Annotated in this window: 13 protein-coding genes; 4 read left to right on the top strand and 9 right to left on the bottom strand. The window is 70.3% G+C overall.

Going from position 1 to position 14,328, the window contains the following annotated elements; genetic code table 11:
- Position 1: 1 nt before the first annotated feature.
- From ACIHFB_RS19050 to ACIHFB_RS19025, 6 genes are all read right to left on the bottom strand, one after another.
- Positions 2 to 433, bottom strand: coding sequence for a roadblock/LC7 domain-containing protein (locus ACIHFB_RS19050; RefSeq protein WP_365274700.1), 432 nt, complete (start codon positions 431 to 433; stop codon positions 2 to 4).
- Positions 434 to 443: 10 nt separating this feature from the next.
- Positions 444 to 2,939, bottom strand: a complete 2,496-nt coding sequence (locus ACIHFB_RS19045; RefSeq protein ID WP_365274697.1) for a nitrate- and nitrite sensing domain-containing protein — start codon at positions 2,937 to 2,939, stop codon at positions 444 to 446.
- A gap of 157 nt (positions 2,940 to 3,096) precedes the next feature.
- Entirely contained in the window at positions 3,097 to 4,107 is a 1,011-nt protein-coding gene (locus ACIHFB_RS19040) for a substrate-binding domain-containing protein (RefSeq protein ID WP_400127394.1), read from the bottom strand.
- A 206-nt stretch (positions 4,108 to 4,313) separates the two neighbouring features.
- Positions 4,314 to 5,129, bottom strand: coding sequence for an SAM-dependent methyltransferase (locus ACIHFB_RS19035; RefSeq protein WP_400127393.1), 816 nt, complete (start codon positions 5,127 to 5,129; stop codon positions 4,314 to 4,316).
- Between the two features lie 154 nt (positions 5,130 to 5,283).
- On the bottom strand, positions 5,284 to 5,703 hold the full coding sequence (locus ACIHFB_RS19030; protein WP_400127392.1) for a DUF6114 domain-containing protein: 420 nt from the start codon (positions 5,701 to 5,703) through the stop codon (positions 5,284 to 5,286).
- Positions 5,703 to 6,380 carry a DUF6230 family protein gene (locus ACIHFB_RS19025; protein WP_365274686.1) on the bottom strand — a complete coding sequence of 226 codons (678 nt, stop codon included), beginning with the start codon at positions 6,378 to 6,380 and terminating at the stop codon, positions 5,703 to 5,705. The genes ACIHFB_RS19030 and ACIHFB_RS19025 overlap by 1 nt, the downstream gene beginning before the upstream one ends.
- 542 nt (positions 6,381 to 6,922) lie before the next feature.
- Here ACIHFB_RS19025 and ACIHFB_RS19020 point away from each other — a divergent pair.
- A complete protein-coding gene (locus tag ACIHFB_RS19020; RefSeq protein WP_365274683.1) occupies positions 6,923 to 7,576 on the top strand; it encodes a Tat pathway signal sequence domain protein in 654 nt (217 codons plus the stop codon).
- Positions 7,577 to 7,594: 18 nt separating this feature from the next.
- On the opposite strand, the gene ACIHFB_RS19015 is transcribed toward ACIHFB_RS19020, so the two are convergent.
- Positions 7,595 to 8,515 (bottom strand): lytic polysaccharide monooxygenase, encoded by a 921-nt coding sequence (locus ACIHFB_RS19015; protein ID WP_365274680.1) that lies wholly within the window; start codon positions 8,513 to 8,515, stop codon positions 7,595 to 7,597.
- 400 nt (positions 8,516 to 8,915) lie between these two features.
- Between ACIHFB_RS19015 and ACIHFB_RS19010 the strand changes: the two genes are divergently transcribed.
- The 3 genes from ACIHFB_RS19010 to ACIHFB_RS19000 all read left to right on the top strand — a co-directional run bounded on the left by ACIHFB_RS19010 (position 8,916) and on the right by ACIHFB_RS19000 (position 12,894).
- Positions 8,916 to 10,721 carry a S8 family peptidase gene (locus ACIHFB_RS19010; RefSeq protein ID WP_400127391.1) on the top strand — a complete coding sequence of 602 codons (1,806 nt, stop codon included), beginning with the start codon at positions 8,916 to 8,918 and terminating at the stop codon, positions 10,719 to 10,721.
- Between the two features lie 324 nt (positions 10,722 to 11,045).
- Positions 11,046 to 11,693, top strand: coding sequence for a ScbR family autoregulator-binding transcription factor (locus tag ACIHFB_RS19005; protein WP_365274674.1), 648 nt, complete (start codon positions 11,046 to 11,048; stop codon positions 11,691 to 11,693).
- Positions 11,694 to 11,715: 22 nt separating this feature from the next.
- On the top strand, positions 11,716 to 12,894 hold the full coding sequence (locus ACIHFB_RS19000; protein ID WP_365274671.1) for a damage-control phosphatase ARMT1 family protein: 1,179 nt from the start codon (positions 11,716 to 11,718) through the stop codon (positions 12,892 to 12,894).
- Here the strand turns inward: ACIHFB_RS19000 and ACIHFB_RS18995 are convergent, their stop codons facing one another.
- Together ACIHFB_RS18995 and ACIHFB_RS18990 are read right to left on the bottom strand one after the other, a co-directional pair.
- A complete protein-coding gene (locus ACIHFB_RS18995; RefSeq protein ID WP_365274668.1) occupies positions 12,895 to 14,157 on the bottom strand; it encodes a cytochrome P450 in 1,263 nt (420 codons plus the stop codon). It lies immediately after the preceding gene.
- The gene (locus ACIHFB_RS18990; RefSeq protein WP_365274665.1) at positions 14,154 to 14,303 is read right to left on the bottom strand and encodes a hypothetical protein; all 150 of its coding nucleotides are present in this window, start codon (positions 14,301 to 14,303) and stop codon (positions 14,154 to 14,156) included. Before ACIHFB_RS18990 ends, ACIHFB_RS18995 begins: the two co-directional genes overlap by 4 nt.
- Between the last annotated feature and the right edge of the window lie 25 nt (positions 14,304 to 14,328).

Raw genomic sequence — 14,328 nt, 5'->3', positions numbered from 1 at the left:
TTCACGCGCCGGATCCGGTGGTGGGCCCGATGCCGGCCCGCGGAGCCGCACTGAGGTGCTCGCCGATCTTCTTCACCAGCATGTTCATCTGGTACGCCACCACACCGACGTCCGCGCCCGCGCTGGTGAGGACGACGAGATGGGCGCCAGGACCGGCGGCGGTCAGGATCAGATAGCTGTGGGCCATCTCGATGAGCGCCTGGCGCACCGGGCCGCCGCCGAAGTCCATGCTCACGCCCTTGCTGAGGCTCATCAGACCGGACGCGGTCGCTGCCAGCCGTTCCGCGTCGTCCCGCACGAACCCGGTGGACTTGCTGACCACGAGCCCGTCGTCGGAGAGCACGACGGCCTGGTTCACCTCGGCCACCCGGTCCACGAGTCCGGTGAGCAGTTGGTCGAGTTGGGTGTGGGTGGCAGGGATGGGGCGTGTCATGGCGTGTCCTTCATCGGCGGTCGGCGGGCGGAGAAGCGGGGACATGGGCACCTGTGGCGGACGTCGGTGCACCCGGCTCCCGAGGCTCGGGTGACTCCTCCTGGTCCTCGTCGCAGGGGCCCTCGGCGCCGTCGTCGCGTGCGCGGAGCGTGCCGCGCTGGAAGCCGCCGAGCGAGGAGGCGGCGCGTTCCGCGGTGAACTCCTCGGCGTGGTCGTCCTCCTCGGCGGACGCGGCCTCCTCGCGCAGCTCGGCGGCCAGGCTGGTCTGCGGAACCCGGCGGGGGAGCGGGACGAGGCCCGTGCGACGCCCGGCACCTTCTCCCGATGCCGTGGTCCCGGGCCCTGCCGGACGGTCCTCGGCCGAGCCCGCACTCACCGGCTCCGCCACACGCTCGTCCTCGACCGGTTCGGCATGCCCGGGCTCCTCCGTACGGCCGTTCTCTCCCGCGCGGACATGCTCGCCGTCATCGGCGTCCTCCCCGAGCCGGGCCTTGAGAGCCGCGAGGACAAGGGCGCCGTCCGCGGCCAGTCCCGGTCGTACGGGCCGGGCGGACTCTTCCGGAGCGGGGGCCCGCGGAGCGTCCTGTACGACGATCTCGTGCGGCAGCAGCACGATCGCCGTCGTCCCGCCGTACGGCGAGGGACGCAGCGTGACGGTGATGCCGTGCCGGGTCGCGAGCCGGGCGATCACGAACATGCCGAGCCTCAGGTCGTCGGCGAGTGCCACCACGTCGAACTGCGGCTGCACCGCCAACTGGCCGTTGAGGGAGGCGTAGTCCTCCTCCGACATACCGATGCCGCGGTCCTCGATCTCGACGGCCAGGCCCTTCGCCACCAGCGCGGCCCGCACCCCGACCGGGCTCGGCGCGGGCGAGTACACCGTCGCGTTGTCGATCAGCTCGGCCAGCAGATGGATCACGTCGGCCACCGCGGGCGGCGCCAGGTACACGTCCTCGTCGGTGTGCACCTCCACCCGCTGGTACTCGGCGACCTCGCCGACGGCGCTGCGCAGAATGTCCATCAGCGCGACCGGCTCCCGCCAGCTGCGCCCCGGCTGCTCACCGCTGATGATGACCAGGTTCTCCTCGTACCGGCGCAACTGGCTGGCCGTGGAGTCCAGTTCGTACAGGCCCTTGAGGACGTCGGGGTCGGAGTGCCGGCGCTCCAGCGAGTCCAACTTGGTGAGCTGGAGGTTGACCAGGTTCTGGCTCTGCCGGGCGATGCCCAGGATCACCTTCTGGAAGCCGCGCCGGGTGTCCGCGAGTTCGATCGCGGTGTGCACCGCCGTACGCTGCGCCTTGTTGAACGCCCGTGCCACCTGGCCGAGTTCGTCGCGGCCGTAGTCCAGGGGCGGGGCCGCGAGGTCCACGTCGACCGTCTCGCCCCGGTCGAGCCGGGCGACCACGTCCGGCAGCCGTTCCTCCGCGAGGCTCAGGGTGGCCACCCTGAGGCCGCGCAGCCGGCGGGACAGGGAGCGGGTGATCCGCCACGACATGAACACGCACACGAGCAGGGCCAGCAGCCCGCCCGCGCTGAGCGAGGCGGCGGTGAGCAGCAGATTGTCGGCCTTGTCGGCGCTGCGGTCGAGCAGTGCGGACGTCTGCTGCGTGATCAGCAGCCCGTACTCGTCGGCGAGCTTCGAGAACGCCGCGCCCCACTCCTTCTCCACATCGGGCAGGGCGATCCGGCCGGCGTCGGCGCTGTCCGCCCGGGCCGCCAGCACCCTGTCCTCGAGGGACTCCAGCGCCTGCCACTCCGGGCTCTGCAGGATCCGCTCGGTCTGCGTCTTCACGCTGCCGCTCATCTGCGGGACGATCTGGTCCTGGACCAGCCAGCGGCGTGTGTTGACCGACTCGGCGAACCTGGACCAGGCCTCCTGGTCCAGGTATCCGGTCGACCAGCCCAGGGTGAGCCGGGCATCCTCCTGGGAGGCCAGCTCCGCAGCGTGCTCGATCGCGACGAGCGGGCCGGCCTGCGCGGTGAGGTCGCCGTCGTCGACCTGGGAGAGCGCCTGGAAGGCGTGGATCTGCTGGTCGATGATCGCGCTGTACTGGTCCAGCGCCTGGTCCGCGGAGATGTCGGTGGGGTCGTCGACCTGGTCCCGGTAGTACTCCAGGCTGCTCACCGACCCGATGACGGAGGTCATCCGGTCCGAGATCCGGGCGGGGGCGTTCTCGATCGCGTCGCTCTCGCCGACCAGTTCGGCGACCGCCTCGTCCGTCTTCCTCCGTTGCTCGTCCAGAGCGGCCCGTGAGCCGTGCGGCGAGGCCAGCCATGCGGCCGACAACCTGCGCTCCGTCTGGAGGGCGAGCGTCGCCTCGGTGCCCATGGCGCCGGTCGACAGGCTCAACTCGGTCTGTCCGCGCAGCCGCAGCCCCTCGGTGAACATCTGGGTCGTCGTCACGCCCCAGACGGCGGCGAGCGTGACGCTGGGTACCAGGGCCAGAAGGATCAGGGAGAGACGTATGGAGCCGACACGGCGCCGGGCACCTGTCCGTGGAGACATCGTCGTCCTAGGCGATCAGCGGGGAGGGGGAGAGGGGGAGAGGGGTGGAGGAGGGGGGTCGGTACGGCACGAGGGGTGGACAGGATGTTATCCGCACAAGTGACCGTACGTTGCACGTGTCGCCGAATCCCGCGCGGATCGGCGGACGACGCACCGGTCAGCGGGTTCCGCCGGCGGCGAACCTGGCGACCGCGGCCACGTTCGTCTTGGTCACGAACGCCGGTCCGGTGAGCACGGGTTCGACACCGCCGCCGCTGATGTTGCCGTTGGTTTTGTACAGCCACAGCGCGTCGACCGCGAGATAGCCCTGGAGATACGGCTGTTGATCCACCGCGAACTGCACATCGCCGGACTGGACGGCCCGCACCAGGTCCTCGTTGAGGTCGAAGGTGGCGACGCGGGCCTTGCTGCGGGTCTCCTTCACCGACTTGACCGCGGTGAGCGCGAACCGTGCTCCGTTCGTGACGACTTCGTCGATCGTCCGGTCCTGCTGGAGCCTGGCGGTGATCGCGGCGGCGACCGTGTCGGTGTTCGTGCCGTCCACGTAGAGCATCTCGGTCTGCCCCCCGAAGGTCTTCTTCACGCCCGCGCAGCGCGCCTCCAGGGCCACGTTGCCCTGCTCGTGGATGACGCACAGGGCGTGCTTGGCCTTCAGGTCGTCCAGCTTGTCGCCGACCGCCTGGCCGGCGACGCTCTCGTCCTGGCCGAAGTACTCCAGGAGACCCGCCGACTGCCAGGCGTCGATACCGGAGTTGAGGCCGACCACGGGTATGCCGGCGGCCGTGGCCGCCGCGACCGCGCCCTGCATCGCCTGCGGTTTGGCGAGGGTCAGGGCGATGCCGTCGGCCTTGTCGCGAACGGCGTCCTGTACCAGCGCCGCCTGGCCCGCCGTATCGGGGTCGTTGGCGTACGTGAGGTCGATGTCGTCCTTGGCGGCCGCGGCCTCCGCGCCCTTCTTCACCAGGTCCCAGAAGGTGTCGCCGTCGGTCGCATGGGTGATCATGGTGACCTTGAGTCGGGCGGCACCGGCCTGGACGGTGGGGTCCGTGCCGGAGTCCGTTCCGTCGCCCGACGCGGTGCAGCCGGCCGCGAGGAGCAGGGCGACGGCGGAGGCCAGCGCGGTGACGCGGAGGGATCTGCGGGACGCGGGAGGCGGGGGAGTGATCATGAGGGTGCGGCACCTCACTGTGCTGGCCGAGCAAGAGGAACGGCGAGACGGAACACCCGGGACGACGTTCGCGATGTCGTACGCCGGCCGGGTGATTCTCGCTGGCCGGAGCCAATCGCGTGTGACCGCCGGTAGTCAAGTGATCGGCCACTTGGCGTGAGACGTTGCTCCCGCATCGTGATGATGTCCGGTCCCGGGAGGGCGTGTTAGGGCTTGCGCGCCACCGCCCCGTACATCGCGATGTCCTCGTCCCGGATCTTCTCGGTGCCGGTGCCGTCCGGATGCCACTTGTGCACCTGGACGATGCCCGGCTCGACGAGGTCGAGGCCGCTGAAGAACTCCTCGGCCTCGGTGAAGGTACGCAGTCGCATCGGCATGCCCCGGGCAGCGTACTCGTGGGCGACCCGGCCGACTTCCTCGGGTGCGAACTCGGCGGTGCCGATGGACATCGCGAGGTAGCTGCCGGAGGGGAGCGGCTGGAGGAGACGGCGGACCGTGCCGACGGCGTCGTCCTCGTCCAGCATGAAGTGGACGATCGCGATCACGGTCAGCGCGACGGGCCGGGACAGGTCCAGGGTCGTGCGCAGTCCGGGTGCGTCGAGGATGGCCGCCGGGTCGCGCATGTCCGCCTCGACATAGCCGGTACGGCCCTCGGGCGTGCTCGTCAGCAGATCCCGGGACAGGTCGAGGACGAGCGGGTCGTTGTCCACGTACACGACCCGGGAGTCGGGCGCCGCCGCCTGGGCGATCTCGTGGATGTTGGGGGAGGTGGGGATGCCGGAGCCGATGTCCAGGAACTGGCGTATGCCCGCCTGTTCCGCCAGCCACCGCACCGCGCGGTTCATCCAGTCGCGGTTGGCCCGCATGTGGATGGGCATGGCCGGCCACTCCCGCGCCATGGCGTCGCCTGCTTCCCGGTCCGCGGGGTAGTTGTCCGTTCCGCCCAGGATGTAGTCGTAGATCCGCGCGGAGTGCGCGGTCTCGGTGTCGAGGCGGCCGCTCGGCCGTTCGTCGGCGGGCACGGGGCTCCTTCTGTGGGTGGTTGTCGATGTGCTGAGTTCAACTACCCAGGAGAGTAGGGGAGTTGACGCGTGTGTGCGATCTCTGCGTCACGGCCCCGGTGATGCGTCCGCGGACTTCAGGGCTGTCGCCCGGCCCCGCGCGCGTCCGTGTGTCCTACGGCTGCTGCACCGCCGCCTCCCGCCGCCGCTTGCGTCGGCTTGGGCGCGGCTCCTGGTCGGGCAGCCAGCCGAAGGCCAGGGAACTGCCCACGGCACCCAGCAGCAGGCCGATGAAGAAGCCGCCGAGGTTCGACGTGGGCCAGGTCCCCAGGGACACCAGGACCCCGGTGATCGAGTAGAACAGCCGCTGCGTCGGATTGAACAGGATCAGCAGACCCAGCAGCAGCATCAGCGCCGGGAGCAGATATCCGGCCAGCCCCTGCATCCCGACGTGCAGGACGACCTTCATCGACGCCTTCATGGTGAGCAGGATCTCCGCCCCGCCCAGGGCGAGCAACAGCCCGCCCCAGAAGGGGCGTTCGGCCCGCCAGCGCCGGAAGGCGGGCCGAAAGCCGGTACGTCGGGGACCCGACATCAGCAGCCCTGGCTGCTGAAGCCGAGCTGCAGGCCGGGAAGCCTGAACACCCCGGCCGTGGTCGCGTAGTTGGTCTGCCGCAGATCGCCGATGACCACCTCGTCGGCCTGCTGGCTGAACACGCCCTTCGGGCCCTTCACGCCACCCTTGGTGAGCGTGCTGGCGTCATTGCCGATCTCGATGCCCTTGAAGGCGGCGTTGCCGGACAGCTCGGTCGAGTCGGTGGTCAGGTCGGTGGCGGTCACCTTGTCCTTGCCGCCGCCCGCCTTGATCAGCAGGTTCGTTCCGCCGAGGTCGACGCTCTGGCACAGCTTGGTGAGCGTGGCGTCCTTGATCACGGAGGTGACGACCAGTACCTGTCCGCCGGTGTCGCCCTCGTTCGGGCTGCCCGGCGCCATGTTGTCGAGGCCGCCGAACTGCTCGAACCCGGTGCCCTTGAGCTCGGTCGCGGTGACCGTGAAGGGCATGCCGGAGATCGCGAACTGCACGCCCAGCGCACCTTCGGCGGTGAGGACCGCGAGCGCGGCCGCGGCCAGCGTGGCGGGCACCGCCATCACCGCGGCCCGGCGCAGCCGGACCCGACCGCGTCTGTCCGGGTCTGCGGAGGTTGTGGAACCGCTTTCCGGGTTCTCGGGGGTGCGGTCGGCGGACGACGAGGCGTCCGATGACGAGGCCATGTCAGCTCCCAGGGGCTTGAATCGGTGCGGTCGGTACGAGTCGGGTGGTACGCGAAGCGGCGTCCTGGCGCGGACAGCGGCTGCCGCGCACGCCTCCTCGCAACTCCCGGCGGGTGCAAGGGCTTTCTCGTTACGCAGCAGTAGCCGCCGAGGAAGTTACCGGGGGTTACATTTGAGGGTCAAGGGAGTTGTGGAAAAAGCATGACGGTTGTGTGCCACCTGTGCACCAAGGGCTTCCCGGGCTTCCGTAAAGATCCCAGCTCCTGCCCCAACTACCTTGAGAACCCTTGACGTTGAACAACCCTCAGGTTTACAACTTGCACTGCTCTCCCCGGATCCGTGGCGCCGGATCCGTCCCGCGGCACTGCCCGCGTTCTCCCGGACTCCTGTCCCTTTCGGGCGTTCCCTGCCCCCCTCCCCCCGGCCATTCCAGGCCGGTTGTCGTTGCCGGTCCGTCACGCACGGAGAAGGCGTCGCGGACCGGCAACGACGGACGCCCACGCGCGCCCCCACCCCAGCCACCTCAGAGACGAGGCACCCGCATGCGCACGCGCACCCTGCTCACCCTGACCGCCGCCGTGGCCGCACTCACCCTCCCGGCCGCCGTCCCCGCCTCCGCGGCCGACACCCCGGTCCTCACCACCGGCGGCCTCGCCGGCACGCCCGTCGCCGTCGGAGACGTCCTCACCGCACCGCTGGCCAGTGGCACCACCGCCACCCTCTACTCCAGCGCGACCGGCACCAGCGGCATCTCGTGCACGTCCTCGCAGTTCACCGCCACCGTCACCGACAACCCGACCGCGCCCGGCACCGCCACCGAGTCCGTCACCGGCCACACCTTCGACAGCAGCAGCTGCACCACCAACGTCATCGGCGTGCTCGGCGTCACCAGCATCTCCGTCGACAACCTGCCCTACACCACCTCCGTGTCCTCCGACGGCACGCTCACGGTCACTCCGGCGAGCGGCTCCGTCATCCAGACCACGGTCGTGCTGCGCACCCTCCTCGGCAGCATCAACTGCGTCTACCAGGCCCCGAGCCTGACCGGCACGGCGGGCAACGCCGACAACAGCATCGCCTTCGCCGCCCAGCAGTTCACCAAGACGTCCGGCTCCTCGCTCTGCTTCGCCAACGGCTACTTCACCGCGAAGTACGCACCGGTGACCGACGCGGGCGCCCTCGTCTACGTCAACTGACCCTCGTAGGACCGGCGTTCAGCGCCGGCGTACACGCAGGGCCAGGGCGGCGCCGCCGGTGAGCACCAGCACCGCCGCGGCGCCGCCCGCCAGCATCGGGGCCGAGGGGCCGGAGTCGGCGTCGGGGGTGGAGGCGAGCGGAGTGCTGTCGGGGGTCTCCGGTGCGGAGGCCGCCGGGCTCGGTGGTGTGCTGTTCCGAGTCGGAGTCGGTGACGGGGCCTTGCTCTTCTTGGCGGCCGATGCCGAGGGCTTCGCCGAAGCAGGCTTTTCCGGCGACGCCGCACCCGCGTCCTTCTTGGGTGCCGGGAACGCCACGTCCGAGCACGAGTAGTACGTGTCCGCCGTGCTGCTGTTCTGCCAGATCGTGTACAGCACATGCCGCCCCGTCCGGTCGGACGGCAGCTTCCCCGTGATCCGGTACGCGCCGTCGGTCAGGGCCGGGTCCGTCACCTCGGCGAACGGCTGGGACGCCAGGTCGGACCAGGTGAGCGGCTGCGACGGGTCGTATCCCTGCTTCGTCAGATAGAGCCGGAACGTGCCCGTGTGCGGGATCGTCGAGGCGTACCGCATCGTCAGCGTGGCGCCGGGCTTCAGGCTGGTCGACGGCCAGTCCGAGCGGGCGAGATCGAGTCCCCGGTACGGGGACAGACCGCCGCTGCACAGCTGTCCGTCGGGGATCGTCTGCCGGTCCCGGCCGTTCACGTTCGCGATCCGCAGGTTGTCCCAGGCGGTGAAGGGCGCGCCGTTCGCGGCGACGGCCGCCCTGCACGCCGCCGAACCGGCCGCGTCGCCGCCCTCGGGGGAGCAGGCGAACACCCGGCTGACCGGGTCCGTGGGCGCACCGTGCGCCTGGGCAGGTCCCGCCGCCCAGAGCGGAAACAGGAACGGGGCCACGACTACGGTCGCCAGGGCTCTGCGGTATGCGGTCATCCGGGACATCCGGATCGTCTCCTCGGCCGGGCACGGGAACGGTCTGCTGTGTCAGTACGGAAACCCGGCCCGGCGCGTTCACCCCGTGACGTCCGGGGCGAAACGGGCCGTAACCGGTCAACTGCACGGTGTCTAGGGTGAGTTTCCGGCCTGATCGAGGGTTTCCCCTGTATCCCGATGGTCTTTTCTTTGCCTATCGTTCGACCACAGCTGACCCATAGGTAACCCCGAAACGGGTCGCTGCCCGCGCCTGGCCGGCCAACGCGTCGTCGAGCGACCCGCATGTCCCGGCGTCGCTCGGTCGGGGTTCGTCCCCACTGCTTTTCGGTTCACCCCCCGCCGCTTCGAGGACGAAGCGAATCGACCGCCGCTCCGCGCTGCCTGGAGCACGGCCACGAAAGGCAAGCCCTTGCGTACTTCCCCCTTGCTCAGACGGAAGCTGATATCCGTCGCGGCGGTCTCCGCCGCACTCTTCACCGCCGCCACCGCGTCGGTCGCCGTCGCCCAGGAAACCCCGGTCAGGGAAGCCGCCGCCGTCCCGGCCGCGCAGACCGAGGCCGCCCCCGGCGCCGTCGCCGAGCGCCTCATCGTCGGCTACAAGTCCGGCGCCACCGAGGCCAAGTCGAACAGGGCCGCCGACGCCGACGCCGTGGCCAAGGGCAAGGAGGCCGGCGAAGACCTCGACTTCCAGCGCCGGCTCGGCACCGGCGCCGCCCTGGTCGACCTCGGCGCGGACCTCACCACGACGGATGTCGCCGACGTCGTCGCCGAGTACCAGGCCGACCCGCAGGTCGCCTACGTCGTACCGGACCGCCTGAACACGCCGAAGGCCGACCCGAACGACACCGAATACGCCAAGCAGTGGGACCTCTTCGAGGCCACCGCGGGTATGAACGTGCCGGGTGCCTGGCCGACCAGCACCGGCAGCGGAGTCACCGTCGCCGTCATCGACACCGGTTACGTCACGCACTCCGACCTCGCGGCGAACGTCGTAAGCGGATACGACTTCATCTCCGACACCGCCGTCTCCGTCGACGGCAACGGCCGTGACAGCAACCCGGCCGACCCGGGCGACTGGTACAACGCCAACGAGTGCGGCTCGGGCATCCCGGCCAGCAACTCCTCCTGGCACGGCACCCATGTGGCGGGCACCATCGCCGCGGCCACGAACAACGGCAAGGGTGTCGCGGGCATCGCCTACGGCGCGAAGATCTCCCCGCTGCGGGTGCTCGGCAAGTGCGGCGGCTACGACTCCGACATCATCGACGCCATCACCTGGGCGTCCGGCGGCAGCGTCTCCGGCGTGCCCGCCAACTCCAATGTCGCCAAGGTCGTCAACATGAGCCTGGGCGGCGACGGGGCGTGCACCTCTGCGACGCAGAGCGCCATCAACGCGGCCGTGAACCGGGGCACCACGATCGTCGTGGCCGCGGGCAACGAGAACGACAACGTGGCCAACCACTCACCGGGCAACTGCAACAACGTGATCTCGGTCGCGGCCACCAACCGCACCGGGGCCAAGGCGTCCTACTCCAACTACGGCTCCCTCGTGGACATCTCGGCGCCCGGCGGCCAGACCAGCACCGGCACCGCGAACGGCATCCTGTCCACGCTGAACTCCGGCACCAAGACGCCGTCGAGTGAGTCGTACGCCTACTACCAGGGCACCAGCATGGCCACCCCGCACATCGCGGGCCTCGTCGCGCTGATGAAGTCGGCGAACTCCACGCTGACCCCGGCCCAGATCGAGTCGGCCCTCAAGACCAATGCCCGTGCCCTTCCTGGCTCGTGCTCGGGCGGCTGTGGCGCGGGTCTGGCGGACGCGGCCAAGACGGTGCAGGCGGTGAGCGGCTCTGGCGGCTCCTCGGGGGGCACCACCTTCTCCAGCTCCACGGCCGTCTCCGTCCCGGACAACGGCTCGGCGATCGAGTCCTCGATCGCGGTCAGCGGTCGCAGCGGCAACGCCCCCTCGGCCCTCCAGGTCGGTGTGGACATCACTCACACCTACCGCGGTGACCTGGTCATCGATCTGGTCGCGCCGGACGGGTCCACCTACCGTCTGAAGTCGGCCGGCTCGGACTCCGCGGACAACGTCAACACCACCTACACGGTGAACGCGTCGAGCGAGACCGCGAACGGCACCTGGAAGCTGCGCGTCCAGGACACGGCGGCGCAGGACACGGGCACGCTCAACAGCTGGAAGCTGACCTTCTGAGCGGACGGCAAGGAATGAGCAGAAGGTCATGAACCGGTAGCAGGTCATGAACCGGCGGGCTGCCAGAGACGGGCGGGCCGGTCAGTGCGGATGGGCACTGGCCGGCCCGTCGTTTTTTCGCCGTCACTCGATACCGTCCACCCCGTTTTTCGGCCATCCCTTCACGCACGCCACACGATGCGAAGAGTATGAATCTGCAAGTCGCGGGAATGGAGTGAAAGTAGAAGGTCGGTCTCAAGACCGTGGAAGCGGTTGTACGGTGAGTTATCGTCTACGGGGAGTAAGAACAAACGGCATGAGCCGTCTTTTTTACGGGAGTCCCCGATGGCCAGGCAGTTACGCGCCGAACAGACCCGCGCGGCGATCATCGCCGCGGCCGCCGACCTGTTCGACCGCCAGGGCTATGAATCGACCAGCCTGAGCGACATCGTCGAGCACGCCCAGGTCACCAAGGGCGCCCTGTACTTCCATTTCGCGGCCAAGGAGGACCTGGCCCACGCCATCATGGAGATCCAGTCCGCGGCGGCCCGCCGGCTGGCGGAGGAGATGGACAGCCGTGGCTACACCTCCCTCGAAGCGCTGATCCGCACCACATTCGCCATCGCCCGTCTGTCCGTGGACGGCCCGGTCCACCGGGCCGGCCTCCGCCTCGCCACCGGCGGGGTCGTCATACGGCCGCCACTGCGGCACCCCTTCACCGAGTGGCTGGAGATCATCTCCCGCAAACTCGTCGCAGCGGTCCGCGAATCCGACATCCACCAGGACATCGACGTCGACGCCGTCGCCCACTCCCTGGTCTCCTTCTTCATCGGCACCCGGGTCGTCGGGCGCTCCCTCGATCCCCTGGCCCGGCAGCCCCGCAGGATGGCCGAGATGTGGCACGTCCTGATCCGCGGCCTGGTGCCGGTTCCCCGGCGCGCCCGCTATCTGAGCCTCGCCACCCGACTGGAGCGGGAGATCAACGCGGGTTGATCCGCGCGATACGGTGACGCCCATGCCCCTCGTCCCGTCCGCGCCCGTGATCTTCGGCAACGAACCCGGCTCGTTCCCGCACAGCGTCCTCGCCGAGCGTCACCCCGCGATCGTGGCGCAGGTCCGGGAGGCCTTTCCCTACGGACCCGAGCGGCGGCGGGCGCTCGACGCGCTCCTCGACAGCTGCACCGAGGGCGTACTCGAACCGCTCCCGGCCGACGCGCCCGACCGGGACCGCTGGGCGGCCTGGGGCGCGACCGAGTACACCGGCCGGTCCTGGTTCGACATTCCCTGGCTGTGGTCCGAGAGCTACTTCTACCGTCGGCTCCTCGACGCGGTCGGTTTCTTCGGCCCCGGCGCCTGGCAGGGCATCGACCCCTTCCGTCCCTCCAAACTCGCCGAACTCGACGCCCCGGAGACGGATCAGGAACTCGCCGCACTCGACGACCTCGAGGCGAAGGAGACCGACCAGCGGGCGCGCGCCCTGCTGCACGGCTCCCTGTGGGGCAACCGCGCGGACCTCGGCTTCCGCCTGTCCGCCGTGGACGCGGGGACACCCGCCGCGACGCCCGCCCTGGTCGCCGACGACAGCGAGACCCTCTTCTCGCTCCTCCCGCCCTCCGGCTCCGGCACCCTCTGCCTCGTCGCCGACAACGCGGGCCGCGAACTCATCCCCGATCTGCTCCTCATCGCCCACCTCCTCGCGCACGGGCACATCGAGCGGGCGGTGCTGCACATCAAGCCCCACCCGTACTACGTCTCCGACGCCACGACCACCGACGTCCTCGACGCGCTGCGCCGGATCGCCTCGGCGCCGGGCGTGGCCGCCAGGTACGGACGCGAGCTGTGGGCGGCGATGGCCGACGGACGCCTGACGGTACGGGCCCACCCCTTCTCCTGCGCCCCGCTGCCGTACGCGGACATGCCCGACGACCTTCGTGCGGAGTTCGCCTCGGCCACGCTGACCGTGGTGAAGGGCGACCTCAACTACCGGCGCCTGGTGGGCGACCGCAGGTGGCCGCCGACCGCGCCGTTCGCCGAGGTCACCGCGTACTTCCCCGGCCCGGTCGCCGCGCTGCGCACGCTGAAGTCCGATGTGATCACGGGCCTCGACGCCGCCACCGAGGCCGCACTGGTCGCCGCGGAAGGACAGCGCTGGCGGACCGGCGGCACCCATGCGCTGATCCAGGTCCGCGGCTGATCAAGTCATCCGCACGGGCAGCGACTTGAGCCCGTTGATGAAGTTCGACACCAGCCGCTCCGGCCGCCGGGCGAGCCGCAGTCCGGGCAGCGTCCGTAGCGCCTCGCCGTACAGCACCCGCAACTGAAGCCGGGCGAAGTGCGCACCGAGGCAGACGTGCGGTCCGTCCCCGAAGGACACATGCGGGTTCGGTGAGCGGGACAGGTCCAGGCGTTCCGGATGGGCGAAGACCCGCTCGTCGCGGTTGGCGGAAGCATGGAAGACGACCACCTTCTCGCCCCTGCGGATACTCTGCCCCGCCAGCTCGGTGTCCTGCGCGGCGGTGCGGCGGAAGGTCAGGACGGGCGGATGCCAGCGCAGCAACTCGTCCACGGCCAGGGCGAGTTCGGCCTTCTCCGTGCGCAGCAGTTCGTACGCCTGAGGGTGCTCGGCCAGTGCCAGCAGTCCGCCCGGCGCGGCGCTGCGGACGGTGTCGTTGCCCGCGACCGTGAGCAGGAAGAAGAACATCTCCAGCTCCGCGTCGGCGAGTTCGGCGTCGTGCGCGAGGGTGGTCATGACGTCGTCGTCCGGGTAGCGCCGTTTGTAGGCGGCGAGTTGCCGGGCGTACGCGAACATGTCCTTGAGCATCGCGGGCGACCGGGGATTGACCGGCTTGCCGTCCGAGTCCAGCACCGGCGGCCCGGCCTCGTCCGGGTCCTGGTAGCCGATGACCCGCCGGGTCCAGTGCAGCAGCAGCCCGCGGTCCCGCTCGGGGACGCCGAGCAGATCGGCGAGGTTGAGCAGGGCGTAGTCGTCGGTGACGGCGGTGACGAGGTCGACGGTGCCGTCCGCCGCGCGGGCCGTCTCCAGGGCCCGCGCGAACAGCGTCCGGGCCCGCTCCCGCGCGACGGCCGTGAAGCGTTCGATCCGCCCGGGGGTGAAGGCCCGACTGACCAGCCGTCTCAACCGGCCGTGCTGCGGCGGGTCCTGATTGAGCATCATGCGGCGGATGAACGGCAGGTCGTCCGGGTCGGGATCCCGGATCTGCGTGGCGCCGAGGTGCGAGGAGTACGTCGTCGAGTCGCGGAGCACCCGCACCACGTCCGCATGCCGGGTCACCGCCCAGAACCCGGGACCGGCCGGCCAGCCCAGCACCTCGGGCTCCTCCTGCCGGGCCACCGGGTGGTGGTCGCGCAGGACGCGGTAGGCGGCGTACGGCACTCCGGCGGCGTACCGGCGTGGATCGAAGACGTCGGGGACGGGCGGTGCCTCGTGCACCGTCACGCCGGCTCCGTGCGTGCGGATGCCTTGCCGTCCTCGCCCCGGGCGCAGGTGAAGGTTTCGTGGTCGGGGCCGGGTCGGGCGATCCGGCCGGGCACGCCGCGGGGGCCGTGGCCGGGCAGCTCATGGCGGAGCACGCAGGAGGTCATGCGACTACCGTGACCCGGGGGAGAG

Source organism: Streptomyces sp. NPDC051963, assembly GCF_044593495.1.
In the GTDB taxonomy this organism is placed as follows: Bacteria; Actinomycetota; Actinomycetes; order Streptomycetales; family Streptomycetaceae; genus Streptomyces.
This window is presented reverse-complemented; position numbering and strand designations above follow the sequence as displayed.

Excerpts from the sequence above, each read along its gene's own strand:
- ACIHFB_RS19050 (WP_365274700.1), bottom strand. The coding sequence starts at position 433 with ATGACACGCCCCATCCCTGCCACCCACACCCAACTCGACCAACTGCTC.
- ACIHFB_RS19045 (WP_365274697.1), bottom strand. The coding sequence starts at position 2,939 with ATGTCTCCACGGACAGGTGCCCGGCGCCGTGTCGGCTCCATACGTCTC.
- ACIHFB_RS19040 (WP_400127394.1), bottom strand. The coding sequence starts at position 4,107 with ATGATCACTCCCCCGCCTCCCGCGTCCCGCAGATCCCTCCGCGTCACC.
- ACIHFB_RS19030 (WP_400127392.1), bottom strand. The coding sequence starts at position 5,703 with ATGTCGGGTCCCCGACGTACCGGCTTTCGGCCCGCCTTCCGGCGCTGG.
- ACIHFB_RS19025 (WP_365274686.1), bottom strand. The coding sequence starts at position 6,380 with ATGGCCTCGTCATCGGACGCCTCGTCGTCCGCCGACCGCACCCCCGAG.
- ACIHFB_RS19020 (WP_365274683.1), top strand. The coding sequence starts at position 6,923 with ATGCGCACGCGCACCCTGCTCACCCTGACCGCCGCCGTGGCCGCACTC.
- ACIHFB_RS19015 (WP_365274680.1), bottom strand. The coding sequence starts at position 8,515 with ATGTCCCGGATGACCGCATACCGCAGAGCCCTGGCGACCGTAGTCGTG.
- ACIHFB_RS19005 (WP_365274674.1), top strand. The coding sequence starts at position 11,046 with ATGGCCAGGCAGTTACGCGCCGAACAGACCCGCGCGGCGATCATCGCC.
- ACIHFB_RS19000 (WP_365274671.1), top strand. The coding sequence starts at position 11,716 with ATGCCCCTCGTCCCGTCCGCGCCCGTGATCTTCGGCAACGAACCCGGC.
- ACIHFB_RS18990 (WP_365274665.1), bottom strand. The coding sequence starts at position 14,303 with ATGACCTCCTGCGTGCTCCGCCATGAGCTGCCCGGCCACGGCCCCCGC.